Annotated in this window: 15 protein-coding genes; 9 read left to right on the top strand and 6 right to left on the bottom strand. The window is 66.5% G+C overall.

Features of this window, described 5'->3' with window-relative positions:
• Positions 1 to 20: 20 nt before the first annotated feature.
• Positions 21 to 1112, bottom strand: coding sequence for an NADH:flavin oxidoreductase/NADH oxidase (locus ACFQO4_RS03485; protein WP_500259591.1), 1092 nt, complete (start codon positions 1110 to 1112; stop codon positions 21 to 23).
• A 234-nt stretch (positions 1113 to 1346) separates the two neighbouring features.
• Between ACFQO4_RS03485 and ACFQO4_RS03480 the strand changes: the two genes are divergently transcribed.
• On the top strand, positions 1347 to 2183 hold the full coding sequence (locus ACFQO4_RS03480; protein ID WP_500259590.1) for a BtpA/SgcQ family protein: 837 nt from the start codon (positions 1347 to 1349) through the stop codon (positions 2181 to 2183).
• A gap of 10 nt (positions 2184 to 2193) precedes the next feature.
• On the opposite strand, the gene ACFQO4_RS03475 is transcribed toward ACFQO4_RS03480, so the two are convergent.
• Together ACFQO4_RS03475 and ACFQO4_RS03470 are read right to left on the bottom strand one after the other, a co-directional pair.
• Positions 2194 to 2706, bottom strand: a complete 513-nt coding sequence (locus tag ACFQO4_RS03475; protein ID WP_500259589.1) for a dCTP deaminase/dUTPase family protein — start codon at positions 2704 to 2706, stop codon at positions 2194 to 2196.
• A gap of 125 nt (positions 2707 to 2831) precedes the next feature.
• Positions 2832 to 4211 (bottom strand): NAD(P)/FAD-dependent oxidoreductase, encoded by a 1380-nt coding sequence (locus tag ACFQO4_RS03470; protein WP_500259588.1) that lies wholly within the window; start codon positions 4209 to 4211, stop codon positions 2832 to 2834.
• Between the two features lie 151 nt (positions 4212 to 4362).
• Between ACFQO4_RS03470 and ACFQO4_RS03465 the strand changes: the two genes are divergently transcribed.
• Positions 4363 to 4740 carry a thioredoxin family protein gene (locus tag ACFQO4_RS03465; protein WP_500259587.1) on the top strand — a complete coding sequence of 126 codons (378 nt, stop codon included), beginning with the start codon at positions 4363 to 4365 and terminating at the stop codon, positions 4738 to 4740.
• Positions 4741 to 4938: 198 nt separating this feature from the next.
• Here ACFQO4_RS03465 and ACFQO4_RS03460 read toward each other — a convergent pair whose 3' ends face one another.
• Entirely contained in the window at positions 4939 to 5349 is a 411-nt protein-coding gene (locus tag ACFQO4_RS03460; RefSeq protein ID WP_500259586.1) for a universal stress protein, read from the bottom strand.
• Positions 5350 to 5562: 213 nt separating this feature from the next.
• Positions 5563 to 7224, bottom strand: coding sequence for a tRNA uridine(34) 5-carboxymethylaminomethyl modification radical SAM/GNAT enzyme Elp3 (locus tag ACFQO4_RS03455; RefSeq protein ID WP_500259585.1), 1662 nt, complete (start codon positions 7222 to 7224; stop codon positions 5563 to 5565).
• A 134-nt stretch (positions 7225 to 7358) separates the two neighbouring features.
• Here ACFQO4_RS03455 and mbhE point away from each other — a divergent pair, with 134 nt between their 5' ends.
• Genes mbhE through mnhG form a run of 7 tightly spaced genes read left to right on the top strand, consistent with a single transcriptional unit; the run spans position 7359 to position 13957 of the window.
• A complete protein-coding gene (gene mbhE, locus ACFQO4_RS03450; RefSeq protein ID WP_500259584.1) occupies positions 7359 to 10010 on the top strand; it encodes a hydrogen gas-evolving membrane-bound hydrogenase subunit E in 2652 nt (883 codons plus the stop codon).
• Positions 10007 to 10471 carry an MnhB domain-containing protein gene (locus tag ACFQO4_RS03445; RefSeq protein WP_500259583.1) on the top strand — a complete coding sequence of 155 codons (465 nt, stop codon included), beginning with the start codon at positions 10007 to 10009 and terminating at the stop codon, positions 10469 to 10471. Before mbhE ends, ACFQO4_RS03445 begins: the two co-directional genes overlap by 4 nt.
• Entirely contained in the window at positions 10468 to 10839 is a 372-nt protein-coding gene (locus ACFQO4_RS03440) for a sodium:proton antiporter (RefSeq protein WP_500259582.1), read from the top strand. Before ACFQO4_RS03445 ends, ACFQO4_RS03440 begins: the two co-directional genes overlap by 4 nt.
• Complete coding sequence (locus tag ACFQO4_RS03435; RefSeq protein ID WP_500259581.1) at positions 10836 to 12503, top strand: complex I subunit 5 family protein; 1668 nt, start codon at positions 10836 to 10838, stop codon at positions 12501 to 12503. The genes ACFQO4_RS03440 and ACFQO4_RS03435 overlap by 4 nt, the downstream gene beginning before the upstream one ends.
• Positions 12503 to 13207, top strand: coding sequence for a Na+/H+ antiporter subunit E (locus ACFQO4_RS03430; RefSeq protein WP_500259580.1), 705 nt, complete (start codon positions 12503 to 12505; stop codon positions 13205 to 13207). The genes ACFQO4_RS03435 and ACFQO4_RS03430 overlap by 1 nt, the downstream gene beginning before the upstream one ends.
• Positions 13200 to 13529, top strand: a complete 330-nt coding sequence (locus ACFQO4_RS03425) for an MrpF/PhaF family protein (protein ID WP_500259579.1) — start codon at positions 13200 to 13202, stop codon at positions 13527 to 13529. Before ACFQO4_RS03430 ends, ACFQO4_RS03425 begins: the two co-directional genes overlap by 8 nt.
• Positions 13526 to 13957: a monovalent cation/H(+) antiporter subunit G gene (mnhG, locus tag ACFQO4_RS03420; RefSeq protein WP_500259578.1), complete on the top strand. Its 432-nt coding sequence runs from the start codon at positions 13526 to 13528 to the stop codon at positions 13955 to 13957. The genes ACFQO4_RS03425 and mnhG overlap by 4 nt, the downstream gene beginning before the upstream one ends.
• Before the next feature lie 30 nt (positions 13958 to 13987).
• Here the strand turns inward: mnhG and ACFQO4_RS03415 are convergent, their stop codons facing one another.
• The gene (locus ACFQO4_RS03415; RefSeq protein WP_500259577.1) at positions 13988 to 14533 is read right to left on the bottom strand and encodes an SHOCT domain-containing protein; all 546 of its coding nucleotides are present in this window, start codon (positions 14531 to 14533) and stop codon (positions 13988 to 13990) included.
• Positions 14534 to 14647: the final 114 nt, after the last annotated feature.

Here is a 14647-nt window from a genome sequence, read left to right as displayed (position 1 = left end):
TGGAGAGGGCTCGACCGTGATCACTTGCCGACGGCCCGCCGGTACTGCACCGGCCACTCGGGCCCCTCGAGCCCCAGGTCGTCGGCCCACCGGAGCGGGAAGTACGGATCGCGCAGGAACTCGCGAGCGACGAGCACCAGGTCGGCGCGCTCGTTTCGCACGAGGGCGTCGGCCTGCTCGGCCTGGGTGATGCCGCCGACTGCGCCTACCGCGACGTCGTCGCCGACGGCCTCGTCGATCCCCTCCGCGAGGGGCACCTGGTAGTTCGGTCCCGACGGTGCCTGCTGGTCGGGGTGAACGCCGCCGGAGCTGACGTCGATCAGGTCGACGCCGAGGTCCACCAGGTCCCGGGCGAGGCGCTTCGACTGCTCGAGGTCCCACGAGTCCCGGTCGGGGAGCCAGTCGGTGCCAGAGATGCGGACGAGTACGGGACGGTCGTCGGGCCACACCTCTCGTACCGCGGCGGTCGCCTCCCGGACGATCCGGGTTCGGTTCTCGAAACTGCCGCCGTAGTCGTCCTCGCGGCGGTTCGTCACCGGCGAGAGGAACTGGTGGAGCAGGTAGCCGTGGGCGGCGTGCACCTCGACTACCTCGAAACCGGCCGCGAGCGACCGTTTCGCACTCTCGCAGAAGGCATCGATCACGGCCTCGACGTCCTCCGTGGTGGCCCGTCGCATTTCTTCGGGCTCGTTTTCGAACGGGTACGCCTCGGGCGAGGGCGACAGGACTTCCCAGCCGCCGTCTTCGAGCGGGACGGGGACGTTCCCCTCCCAGGGCTGGTTCTTGCTGGCCTTGTGGCCGGCGTGGGCGAGCTGGATCGCCGGCACCGATCCCTGCGACTTCAGGAACGAGGTGACTGGCTCGAGCGCCTCCGCGTGGGCATCGCTCCAGATGCCCAGATCGTGCGTCGAGATACGCCCGCGGGCCTCGACGGCCGTCGCCTCGGCCATCACCAGCCCCGCCCCGCCGACGGCCCGACTGCCGAGGTGGACGCGGTGCCACTCTCGCGCCAGGCCGTCGTTCGGCGAGGAGTACTGGCACATCGGCGAGACGGCGATGCGGTTGGGAATCTCGAGGTCGCGAAGCCGCAGTGGCGAGAACAGGTTCGTCATCGAGCGAAGAGACGGACTCGAGGCGGAAAACCGACCCGACGGGCGACGTCCTTGCCGCAATCGAGGATTCGCGTTGAATGACCTGGGTTCGTCACCGGTTCTTTCGAGGGAACGTCGTCCGGGAAACTCGGAGTGTATCACTTTACTATACTTTCTGTGCCATTGGTGCCCGTGGAACGCGAGACGCGAACTGTTCCTCCCAACAATAATACGGTTCAACCGAGCACCACGCGTATGGACTGGAATCACCGCGACGCCTTCGGAACCGACCGTCCCATCCTCGGCATGATCCACCTTCCGGCGCTCCCCGGATCGCCGGGCTACGAGGGAAGCCGCGAGGCGATTCGAACCCGCGCGCTCGAGGACGCCGCCATGCTCGAGGCCGGCGGCGTCGACGGCATCGTCGTCGAGAACTTCGGCGACTCGCCGTTCTACCCCGACGAGGTGCCGAACCACATCGTCGCCGAAATGAGTGCGCTGGCGACGACGATCACGAGCGCGGTCGACGTCCCGGTCGGCGTCAACGTCCTGCGAAACGACGCCGAGGCCGCTCTCTCGGTCGCCGCCGCGGCGGGGGCGTCGTTCGTCCGGGTCAACGTCCACGTCGGCGCCGCGACGACGGACCAGGGCATCGTCGAGGGGCGAGCGCACGAAACCCTCCGTCTTCGCGACCGGCTCGAGGCCGACGTGGCCATCCTCGCGGACGTGGACGTCAAGCACGCGACGCCTCTCGGGGAGGCGGGGCTGGCACAGACCGCCCTCGAGACGGCGGTCCGTGGACGGGCCGACGGGCTAATCGTCTCTGGGGCTGGCACCGGACAGACGACGTCGCTCGAGGACCTCGAGCGAGTGGTCGAAGCGGTATCGACGGTCGACCGCGAGGTGGCGGTCCCAGTGCCAGTGTTCGTTGGCAGCGGCGTCACGCCCGAGTCGCTTGACGACGCCTTTGCGGTCGGCGCGGACGGGGCGATCGTCGGGACAGCGCTGAAAGAAGGTGGGGAGACGACGAATCCCGTTTCACGGGAGCGAGTGGAGGCGTTGGTGGAGGCGGCTCGAACGGCGGAATCGTAACGCTCGCTCTTTAGCGATCCACGTCCCCTCGAGCGTCGACCGGTTCGGAAGCGTCGGTCCTACCGGATCGCGAGCCCTCGCCCGAACCGAGCGATAGCAACGTCGAGACCCGTGCGTTTTCCTTGATCCGGATGCCGCCCGCCGGGACCGAGAGTGGGAGCAACGGGAGGTGGGAGAACACGTGGACGGTCGGGTGGGACCCCCCTCGAGCCAGCAGCTCGTGGCGGGGCTGGAGGACCAGTGGTCCGTCGTCCTCGGCACCCGTCAGGAACTCGTTGTACTGGATGACGTACTGGCCGCCCTCGAGGGTCCACCACTCGTACTCGTCGTCCGGGTTTCGCGGCTCCGTACCGATCGGCTCGAGGTCGGCGTCCTCGAGCTCGTCGCCGCCGAAGTCCAGGCGACCGGGTCCGGCGACCTCGTAGACGGCGGCCACCGTGAGGTCGACGCCGTGGTCGTGGACCTGTTCGGGCTCGTACACCAGGTTGTCGACGAACGGTAACACGTCGTGTTCGACGGACATACTGGTCGAGGCAACGGTCCCGGAGGTGAAAAAGCGTGGTGTCTCTCGTTCGTCTCACGACGTTCGCGGCCGGCTGTCACCGTCTGCACGTGTATTCGAGGCCCCGATCTCGTCGGTCCCCGAAATCAGTAGACGTACTCGTCCTCGCGCAACTGGACGTACTTCCCGTTCCGGTACTTGAATTTCCGTCTCCGGTAGGCCATCAGAATCTTCGCCCCGCCGACGCCCGACGTGAGCCGCTTGTCCAGGATGGGTCCGTCGCCGCTGCTCGAGCCCTGCATCCCGCTGATGACGTCGAACGCCCAGTCCCAGTCGTCCGGCTCGTAGTCCTTGACGATGTCCGCGAAGGCGACGTTCCGGAGGAGTTCGTCGCCGATCGCTCGCTTCCAGACTTCGTTGTAGTGCTCGAGGCTGTCCGTCGCCGCCAGTCGCCCGGCGATCTTGCCCGTGCGAACGGCGACGTGGTAGCCGCCTTCGTGGAAGGCCGAGGTCGTCCCCATCGCGCCGCCCGCGACGGCGATGTTGGCTCCCACCGGCGACTCGATCGGTCGCGTCGAGGAGATCGGATACGTTTCGGTCCCCTTCGACTTCCCGCGATTCTCGACGATCGGGATGTCTTCCTCGATATCGTACTCGTCACCGTACTCTTGCTCGAGCAGACGGCGGATATATTCCGCGCCGGTCGGGATCTTGTCGTCCGAGGGCCGCAGGAGCTTGTACGATTCGGGGTGAGCGACATCCTCGAGGTCCATCCCGATGGGCATCGTCAGGCCGACGCGGGCGACGGTGCCGTCGTTGGGGAAGATCCACGGGTACGCGGTCTCGCCGGGCATGTAGCCCCACCAGAACTTGAGGGTGTCCTCGAACTCGGCGAACAGTTCCTCGGGGAACTCGCGGTACTGCTGGTAGGCGATGTGGTTCGCCTTCGGGGGCGAGAGGTGGTCGGAGACGCTCTTGCCCACCAGAAATTGATCGAGCGCGTTCAGCGTGATGCGGCGCTGGGGTCCGTCGGCGAGGACGACGTGGCTCGCCTCGAGTTCGTCGCCGTTCGAGAGCGTCAGGGTGTGGACCGGCTCGCCCGAGAGGTCGCTCTCGAGGTTCTTGACGCCCGTCCCGACGCGCATGTCGGCCCCCGCGTCAGCGGCACGCTCGTGGAGCCAGTCGTCCATCCGCGCGCGGTGGAAGGTGTAGCCGAACTTGGGGTATCGGGCCTCCATGCCCGTCGTCTCGAGACGGATCTTCGTCGTGGGACCGACGAACTCCGTGCCCTCAAGTTCCCGGAGGATCACCTCGTCGGGAATCTCCTCGTAGTCGAAGTCCATGATGTCGATCCAGTAGTCGAGCATCCCCGCGGCGTCGGTCGAATCCGGACCGAGGCCCTCTCGATCCTCTCGAGGGACGCCCTGTTCGAACAGGACCGTCTCGGCGCCGTGGGCGGCGGCCCGTTCGGCCGCCGACGCACCCGCGGGCCCACCGCCGACGATCGCAACGTCAACGCGTTCCATACAGCGTGGGGACTCAGCGACCCCTATTAAAGTGCCTGAAAGTCGCCGCGACGAGAACGGATTCGCGACGCCCGGTTTCCGTCACACGGACGCATTATACTCGGGGATCGGGCGGCACAAGACAAACGTAGCCTCGAGCCGTACGCCGCTTATGAGCGACACACCGACAGAGACGGCGGACGCCGGCGCGACCGACCGATCCTCCGAGCGCCCCGTTTCCCTCGAGAACGAGGCCGACCTCGAGGCGTTCGTGGCGGACCACGACCGTGCACTCGTCGAGTTCTACACCGCCGGGTGTTCGATGTGCGACGCGATGGTCCCCGTCCTCGGGGGCGTGGCCCGCGCGACCGACGTCGCCATCGGCACGATCAATCCGCGGGACGACCCGCCACTGATCGAGCGATTCGACGTCCGGAGCGTGCCGTTGCTGGTCGCGTTCGTCGACGGCGAACCCGTCGCCCGCCGCGCGGATGGCTTTATCCCCACCGAGGAGGTCATCGCGTGGCTCGAGTCGGAGACGGATCAGTAGCGTTCCGTTGGCCGGATCAGGGACAGTGGGTGGTCTTGCGCCGTTTCCGGCCGGACGATTGATGCGGCTCAGTTTTGGATTGCCGACCGAACAATCGATTCGGCTCCGTGGCGGATTATCGGCCGATAGGACAATGGTATAGAATTGATAGTTATGGAATAAATACTCGACTCTTCCAGGGATTCGTCGATCAACCACTTATCGAACGACGGTTACCGGCATCGGGGCTCGGCGAACCACCTTCTCGGCCACGCTTCCGAGCAGAACGCGCGAGACGCCCTGTCGGCCGTGGCTGCCGACGATAATGTGGTCCACGGCGTTGTCCTCGGCGAACTCGACTATCTCTCGAGCGGGGTCGCCAACGGCGGTCTCGATCCGGAACTCGACGTCTTCCTCGTCGAGTAACAGTCTGAGTTCTTCGGAGACTTCGGGGGCCTCCTCGTCCGCTTCGAACTGTTCTTTGAGGAGGTTGTAGCCGGCGCCCGTGAAGCCGTCGGCGAGTTCGACGATGCGCAGGAGGATAATCTCCTCGTCGTCGTGTTTGCGAACTGCGTGTTCGACCGCCTCCTGTGCGGGGTCCGAGCCGTCGTAGGCGACGAGAATTGCCATACGTGGATTCGACGGCGAGCGCTAATAAATGTCGGTACGGCACGTGCTCGAGAGTCAGAAAGGGAGCGACACGTACTCGAGGGCCGGAGAACAGACGGCAATGCGCTCAAGCAGTCGGCAGCGCGCCCGGAGCGTCGCGGATCGGGAGACACGCGCTCGAGTCCGGGTTCGAGCACTGAGCACTGAGTACTGAGCGCTGCACGATCGAACCAGCTAGAATCGCTTGCTCACGTACGGCCCGTCCTGGTGGTACCCCAGTTTGTTTCGGTAGTACTCTCGCGCACCGATGCCCGAGATGACGCTGATCTTGTCGTAGCCCGCGTCGGCCGCCAGTTCCTCGGCGCGGGTCATCAACCGGCGGCCGTAGCCCTGGTGTTGATGCTGGTCGCCCTCGCTCGCGTCGCCGACGGACACTTCGCTGCCGTAGACGTGCAGTTCGCGCACGAGGGCCGCGTTCTCGAGTTCCGGCCTGACGGGCGAATTCGGAAACCGGAGCCGGCAAAAGCCGATCAGCAAGTTCTGATCGAAGTCCTCGATCGAGATGAAGTGCTCGGTGCCGCCACAGACCTCGTAGGTCATGACGTCGAGGTCGATCTCTTCGGGTTCGGCGTCGTTCATGCCCACCTCCCGACAGCGGATACAGTCGCAAGTCCAGCCGTGCTCGTCCATCCGCTGGCGGGCGAGTTGACGGAGGTTCGACTTCCAGACCCCGGCGTCGATGAAGTCCGCCGGAATGTCGCGCTGGACGCGCTGGAGGCGGGTGTACCGGGGGATCATGTCCTTGATCTCCGCGACCAGGTCGGCAGCCTCCTCATTCGTCAGCGGTTCGTACTCGTCGTTGTGCCACCAGTCGTAGGTCGCCGTCCCGCGCACCACGAGCGTCGGGTAGATCTTGAGGTAGTCCGGGCGCCACTGGGTCGACTCGAACAGCTCGCGGAAGTCCTCGAGGCACATCTCTTTGCTCATCCCGGGCTGACCCGGCATCATGTGGAAGCCGACCTTGAACGCCGAGTCCCGGAGCCGTCGGTTGGCGTCGATGGAGTCCTTTGTGCCGTGGCCGCGGTGCATCTCGCGGTTGATGCGCTCGAATGTGGTCTGGACGCCGACCTCGACCTTCGTCCCGCCGAGATCGAGCATCCGGTCGATCTGCTCGGGGTCACACCAGTCGGGCTTGGTCTCGAAGGTCGTCCCGATGTTGCGGACGTCCGCGGTCTCGTTCTCGGCGATCACGTCCTCGAGGTAGCGGAACTCGTAGTCTTCCCGGTCCTGAGCGAAACTCTCGCCCTCTGCTGGCTCCGGATCCTTCTCGACGTCGTAGTCGTTCATCGCTTCGAGGGCGCGCTTGACGAACCACTCCTGATAGTCGTGGCTGCGGGCGGTCATCGTCCCGCCCATCAGGATGAGTTCGACCTTGTCGACGGGGTGGCCGATCTCGCGCAACTGCTCGAGGCGCAGGGTCACCTGGCCGTAGGGGTCGTAGTCGTTCTGGACGCCGCGGGCGGCGGCGGGTTCCTGGCCGGTGTAACTCTGGGAACTCGAGAACTCCGAGTCCGGCCCGCCGGGACAGTAGAGGCACTTCCCGTGGGGACAGCGCTCGGGGCTGGTCATGATCGCGACGGGGGAGACGCCCGATGCAGTCCGGACGGGTTTGCGCCGGAGGAGGTCCTCGAGGTCCTCGCGGCGTTCGCTGGGGGCGAAGTCGAGGAGTTCGGAGTTCTTGGGCACCTTCGGTGCGGAGTGCTCCGAACAGACCTCGAGTTTGGCCTTCTCGACCTCCTCGCGTTCGATGTCACCCTCGAGCAGCCGCTCGACGAGGGTTTCGCAGGCGCGCTCGAACGCGTCGGTGTCGGTCGGATCGGGCGTCTCGGTACTCACTGGTAGGTACTGGTGCCCGTTCGTGAATAAGCGTGTCGGACTCCCCAGGGCCGGTACTCGAGCCCAAAACCCACGGGCCGAAACCCGAAAGGTAATCGTTTAAGGACGGCCTCGTCTTATCGTCGGCGTATCGCATGTCTCCCGACCTGCCGGTCGTTCTCGCGGCGGTTTTTCTCCCCTTTCTGGCTGCCGGCTTCGCCCCGCTATTCGTTCGCTTCCTCGAGGAGCGAACGGGGTACGTCGGCGCCCTCGTCGCCCTCTGTTCGTTCGGTCTGCTCGCCACCCAGTACGAGACGGCGACGACCGATCCGGGGACGGTCGAGCTAGCCTGGATACCCACTCTCGATATCGCGCTCCGGTTCACCGTCGACGGCTGGGGGTTGCTGTTCGCCCTGCTCGCGAGCGGCATCGGCGTACTCGTCTTCTCGTACTCCCCAGCGTACGTCAGCGGTGCCGACGGCCTGAGCCGGTACTACGGGGCGTTGCTCGCGTTCATGGGCTCGATCATCGGGGTTGCGCTGGCGGCCGACCTGATCGCAATCTTCGTCTTCTGGGAACTCACGAGCGTCTGGTCGTTCCTCCTGATCGGCTACTACACCTCGGATCCGGGCTCGACACGAGCGGCCCGCATGGCCATGATCGTCACCGCCGGCGGCGGCCTGTTCTTGCTGGTCGGTCTCCTCATCCTCTCGCTAGTCGCCGGTGACGTCATCGGCTCGACCGCCGCGTTCGACCTCGCGGTGATGCTCGAGAACCCCGACGCGATGGAGGCGGGCCTCCGCGAACGTGGGCTGTTCCTCCCGGCTCTTGGCCTGATCGCCGTCGGCGCGGCGTCGAAGTCCGCGCAGGTCCCGCTACACTTCTGGTTGCCGAACGCGATGGCCGCGCCGACGCCCGTTTCGGCGTTCTTACACTCCGCGACGATGGTCAAGGTCGGCGTCTACTTCGTCGGCCGGGTTCGACCGATCTTCGTCGGCTCCGAGTGGCTCCTCCTGTTCGTGACCCTCGGCCTGACGACCATGGTCGTCTGTGCGGTTCTGGCGCTGGCGTCGACGGACATCAAGGAACTGCTCGCGTACTCGACGGCCAGCCACCTCGGCCTGATGATCGCCGGATTCGGCGTCCCGTCGTATCTGGGGGCCGAAACCGGGGTCTTTCACCTGCTCAACCACGCGCTGTTCAAGGCCGCCCTCTTTCTCATTGCCGGTATCGTCGCCCACCAGATGGGGACCAGGCGCCTCTCGGAACTTGGGGGGCTCCGTCACCACCTGCCGATTACGGCCGGAATGACGACCATCGTTGCCCTCTCGATGGCCGGTATCCCACCCTTCAACGGCTTCTACTCGAAAGAACTGCTCTTCGAGGCGGTCCTCGAGGTCGGCACCTCCCACGACGTCGGTGCCCTCGAGTGGATCTACCCGGCGGTTGCCGTCTTCGGGAGCGTGATCACCGTCCTCTACTCGCTGCGGTTCCTGTCGATTTTCTTCGGCGATCGCGTCTCGACGCCCGAGCACGCGGGCCGGCCGGCGATCCCGCTGCTCGCGTCGCCGGCCGTCCTGACGCTGCTCGCCGTCGTCGTCAGCGTCGACCCCGACCTCGCCGTCCGGGCGATCGTCCAGGCGGGCTTCGACGCGACGGCGACCGATCCCCACGAGATGCACGTCGGGCTTCCCACGTCCCTCAGCCTTCCCGTCGGCATGAGCGCGGTGACGATCGCCCTCGGCGTCGGCCTGTTCCCCTTCGTCGACCGCTTCCAGCGCGGAGCGAGTGGACTAGTCGGCCGAACGCGCGCTATCAACCCGTCGCGCTGGTACGACGGCACCGTCGACGGCCTCGAGGTCCTGGCCGACCGACTCGACGCGACGGTTCACGACGGCCTCCTCCGGACGTACGCAACTTGGACGCTGCTCGGCATCTGCGCGCTCGTCCTCGGCGGCTTCGTCGCGACCGGCGCGATCACGCCGTTCGAACTCGGGACGGACGTCCGCCTCGAGGTCGCCCTGATCCTGCTCGTCGCGGTGCTGGCGAGCGTCGCCCTCGCCGTCGCCAGCAGCCACGTCTCAGGGGTGTTGACGCTCTCGATCCTCGGATTCATGCTGGCGATCTTCTACATCCTCGCGAGCGCGCCCGACCTCGCGTTGACCCAGCTGGTCGTCGAAACGCTGGTCCTCGTGCTCTTCTTGCTCGTCATCGAGGAGGTCCCCCAGTACGTCGAGACCGGGCGATCGCTGATGGGGGAGATTCGGGATGTCGGCCTCTCGATGCTCGTGGGCGTGACCGCCTTCGTCACCGTCGTCGTGACGACCGGCGCCCGTCCGGACGGGACCAGCGACGTCGCTCGCCAGTACATCGGGTGGGCCGTGCCGGAGGGCGGCGGGACGAACATCGTCAACGTCACGCTCGTCGACTTCCGCGGGTTCGACACGCTCGGCGAACTCGTCGTGGTCGCGCTCGCGGCCATCTCGATTTCGACCCTGATCACGATGCGCTCGAACACCGAACGGACGGGCGACCGGGCGAAGCGAGCGCGACTCGAGGCGGACGACTATCCGGACGACGTCGACGTCCTCGAGCGCGGGCTCGGGGGCGACGCTCAGGGTTTCTACATGACAACTGGTGAATCGGATATGGACGGGGAGACAGACGCAGACGAGGAAACTGGCGATACAGAGACAGACGCGGACACGGAAACTGCTGACACAGGGACGGGGACGGACACGGACGCGGAAACTGACGAATCGGAGACAGACAGGGACATAGACGACTCGAGGGGTGCCGACCGATGACCACCGTAATCATGCGGACCACCGCTCGCGTCGTGGTCCCCATCATCCTCGTCGTCGCCGCGTCGCTGTTCGTCGAGGGCCACAACCTCCCCGGCGGTGGCTTCATCGGGGGCGTCCTCGCGGCCACCGCCTTCGTCGTCATCTACCTCGCGTTCGACCTCGACTTTCTCGAGCGCGGCGTCCTCGGGCGCGAGGTCGAACCCGGCGAGCCGCCCTCGCGGGACCGCGTCGTCCTCGCTTACCGCCGGCTGTTCGAGTACGGGCTGGCGATCGCCGTCGTCAGTGCTCTGGTCCCAATGGCTCTCGGCTATCCGTTCCTCAGCCAGACGTTCCGCGAGTTCGAGGGGGTCCCGATCTACCACCACGTCGAGATCGCCAGCGCGCTGGCGTTCGACTTCGGAGTCCTCTGTGTGGTACTTGGGGGCCTCCTGACGATCCTCTCGGTGGTGGGTGACGAATGACCGCCATCGTCGTCGCGACCGTCGTCGGTGCGCTGTGTGCCATCGGGACGTACCTGCTGCTCCAGCAGGACCTCGTGCGCGTCGTCTGGGGGCTGTCGCTGCTCAGCCAGGCGGCGAACGTCTACCTGCTGGCGATGGGGAATATACTCCCCGCTAGCCCCGACGCAGTGCCCGTTCTGGCGGGCCATGGCGAACCCCCATCGGGCGTCACCGACCCGCTGGTCCAGGCGCTCGTGTTGACGGCCATCGTCATCGGCTTCGGGATGACGGCGTTCGCCCTGTTCCTCTCGTACCGGGTTTACCAGGAACACGGGACGCTCGCGCTGGCCGAGTTGGCCGAAGCGGACGAGGCAGGTGATCGGCGATGAGTGTGATCGCGTCCTGGACGCAGATACCGGCGGCGATCGGGGCCGACGCGGCCTCCACACTCGTCGTCGCCCCGCTCCTGATCGCCCTCGTGACCGGCGTCGCCAGCCTGCTCTCCGGTCGCCAGCACCGCGGCCGGATCGGCGTCAGCCTCTTCGGCGCGCTCGCGTACCTGCTCGCCGTGGTGGCAATCGACTGGTACCTAGTACTCGCACCCGACGCTCCAGGGATCGCGACCTACCAGGTCGGCGGCTGGCCCGCCCCCTTCGGGATTACGCTGGTCGTCGACGGCCTCTCGGCGTTCATGCTGACGATGGTCGCCGTGATCGGGATGGCCTCGCTGCTCTCCTCGATTCGCGTGTTGCCCGACCTCGACCGCCACCGGTACTACTTCCCGCTGTTTCACTTCCTGATGGTGGGCGTGACCGGCGCCTTCCTCACGGGCGACCTGTTCAACCTGTTCGTCTGGTTCGAGGTGATGCTGATGGCCAGTTACCTCTTTGTCGCCTACGACGGCAACGCGCTCCAGACCAGGGCCGCGTTCTGGTACGTCAGCCTCAACCTCGTCGCGAGCGCCGTCTTCCTGCTTGGCGTCGGCGGCCTGTACGCGACGGCGGGATCGCTCAACATGGCCGACCTCTCGAGGCGCCTCGCGGAACCGGCGGCCTACGGCATCGACCCCGTGCCGGTCGTCGGCCTCTTCGGCCTCCTGCTCGCGGTCTTCGCCATCAAGGCGGGACTCGTCCCCTTCCAGTTCTGGATTCCGTCGGCCTACCAGGCCGCACCGCCACAGATCGCCGCCCTCCTCGCCGGGGCGACGAAGAAGGTCGGCATCTACGCGATCATCCGGCTCTCGTTCACCGTCGTCGGCGACGCGCCGGTCGACGTCTCCCTCGCGGTGCCGTTCACGGGCCTCGAGCTGGCTGGCGACTCGCCGCTCGTCTTCGTCGGCGCGGCGCTGTTCGCCATGGCCACCGCGAGCATCGTCGTCGGCGGACTTGGCGCCGTCGGCGGCCGCTCCATCGAGTCGGTGCTGGCGTACTCGAGCATCGGCCAGGTCGGGTTCATCGCGCTCCCCGTCGCCATCGCGGCGGCAGTCCCGGGGCTCCGAACGCTCGGCATCGTCGCCGCGCTCGTGTACGCGCTCAACCACACCCTCGCGAAGGGGCTGCTCTTTCTCGCGGTCGGGGCGGTCCGGACCGCGACGGGAACGAGTCGCCTCGCCGACCTGGGCGGCCTGGCCGGGCGCTGTCCGTCGATCGCGGTCCCGTTCTTCGTCGGTTCGCTCGCGCTCGTCGGCATCCCGCCGCTGTCGGGTTTCTTCGGGAAGTTCCTCGTCTTCGACGTCGCCGCGCGAACGGCCTCGGGCTGGCTCGTGGTCGTGGTCGTCGCCGGATCGGTGCTGTCGCTCGTGTACGCGACACGCCTGTGGACGCGGTGCTTCTGGGGACCGCCGTCTACGGCGGTCGAGACGGCCGTGACCGATCACGTGCAGGTGGCCGTCCTCCTCGCACTCGCGCTCGCGATCGTCGCTGTGGGCGTCGGCTTCGAGCCCGTCTTCGCCTTCGCCGAGACCGGGGCCGAGGCCGCACTGGACGCCGACGCCTACGTCGAGGCCGTCGATCCGGCCGACGAAGTCGAGACGGGATCCGGGGGTGACCACTGATGCGGACCAGAACCTGGCCCTTCGCCGGCGTCGTCTTCGCGTTCCTGTGGGTGCTAGTCCGCGGGGTCACCCTGACGCCGTCTGCCATCCTCGGACAACTGCTCCTGGGGCTCGCCGTCGGGTTCCCCGTCGCGTTCGTCTTCCGTCGGCTCTACGACGAGTGGGTCGACGTCCCGCGGAGCGTTCGCGCGATTCCGTCTGCCCTCTCGTACCTCGGGATCTTCACCTGGGAGATCCTGCGGGCGAACGTCGACGTCACGAAACGCGTCCTCTCGCCGTCGATGCCGATCGAGCCGGAGGTGTTCCTGTTCCCCCTTCGCGTCGAGACCGACCTCGCGATCACGACCATCGCCAACAGCGTCTCGATCACGCCGGGGACCGTCACGCTCGACTACGACGGCGAGACGAACGCGCTCTACATCCACGCGGTCGACGGCCGCGACCCGGAGGCGATCGCCAGAACGATCAGGACGTGGGAGGAGTACGCACTCGTGATCTTCGACGAGCGAGCGGGTCCCGAGGATCCGACGCGAGACATCGTCGTCTCCGGCGGCACCCGGGCGAGCGTACCGACCCCGCCCGACGAGCGCGCCGACGAGACCTCGACGGTGAACCAACTGCCGGCGGACGAGTTGGCCGACGAACTCGAGGCCGCAGACAGAGCCGAACGGGAGAACGGAAACGGAGGCGATACCCGTGACTGACCCCGCCCTCCTCGAGGTACTCTCAGCCACGCAACCGAGCGCTCCGCCGGCCGCACTCGAGACGACCGTCCGCGCGGCGCTGGTACTCGCAGGTATCCTGTGCGTGCTCGCGAGTTATCGCGTTATCCGCGGGCCGACGGAACCGGATCGCGTCATCGGACTCGACGCTATCGCGACGAACGTGGTGGCAATCGCCGTCCTCGCGGCTCTGCTGACCGACCGTGGGCTGTTCATCACCGTGAGCCTCGTGCTGGCGATCATCGGCTTCATCGCGACCGTGGCGGTCGCGAAGTTCCTCACCGAGGGGGAGGTGATCGAGTGATCCGAACGACGATCGTGATCGGCCTGGTCGTCGTCGGGACGTTCTTCCTGACCGTCGGCACCATCGGTCTCCTGCGATTGCCCAACGTCTACAACCGGATGCACGCGACGAGCAAGCCGACGACCCTCGGGACCGCCTCGATGTTCCTCGCCGGCTTCGTCCACTTCGGTCCCGGCGCCGAGGGACTGACCGCGCTCGTCGGCATCCTCTTTCTGTTCCTGACGATTCCGACGGGCTCGCACATGATCGCCCGCGCCGCCGAGCGCATCGGGGTTCCCTTCGTCGAGGGGGTCACCTGGCCCGACCCCGACGCGCTCGAGCGACCGCCCGAACGGACCCGGGACGAACGAGCACCCGATCCTGGCGACTCGAGGCGATACGAAACGGGCGCGAACCGATCGGGAGAGCCTGGCGAGGCCGAGGACTGACCTCGGTGCTGATTCTCGTCGGACGAACGACTACTCGCGCTCGAGCGATCGCTCCCGTTCGCCCGGTTCCGACTCCTCCTCTGTCGATTCGTCGCGTTCGCGCCCCCAGACCTCGGCGTCCTCGAGTGTCTCGACCTCGAGCAAGCGCTCGAGTTTGTGTTCGAACTGCGCGTCGGTCAACTCGCCGGTGGCGTACCTGGTTCGGAGCGTCGCGAGCGCGTTGGCTCGGTCTTCTGACGACGGGGCTCGAGATCCGGGTTGTCGTTGGTTGGGTTCGTGTGTGGCGGTTTCGTCCGTTTCGCCCGGGACGTTCAGCCAGCCCGCATCGTCAGCTTCGTCGGTTTCGTCAGCTTCAGCAACTTCGTCGATTTCGTCCAATCCGTCCGCTTCGTCCTCATCGTCGTCGAACAGCATCGACACCGCGGGAACGATCCCGACGTACCCGACGATGAGCACGGCGAGCCATAGGTCGTCGCCGATATCCCCAACGAGCAACCCGAGCCAGAGACCGGTGACGAGCGTTGACGCGATTCCGGTCGCGTTCGCTCGAAATCGCTCCCACAGATCCTCGTCCATGTACACGCCTGCGTCCCCTCAGTAAAAAGACGTTTCTCTCGATGAGGGTTCGTGTCCGTACGGTTCGGTGAAATGGCACCATCTCGTTGCGCACCACCGCCAGGCGTTCACTGC

The organism is Saliphagus sp. GCM10025334, assembly GCF_042663485.1.
Lineage (GTDB): Archaea > Halobacteriota > Halobacteria > Halobacteriales > Natrialbaceae > Natronosalvus.
Note: the sequence above shows the minus strand (reverse complement) of the source record. Positions and strands in the feature narration are given on the sequence as shown.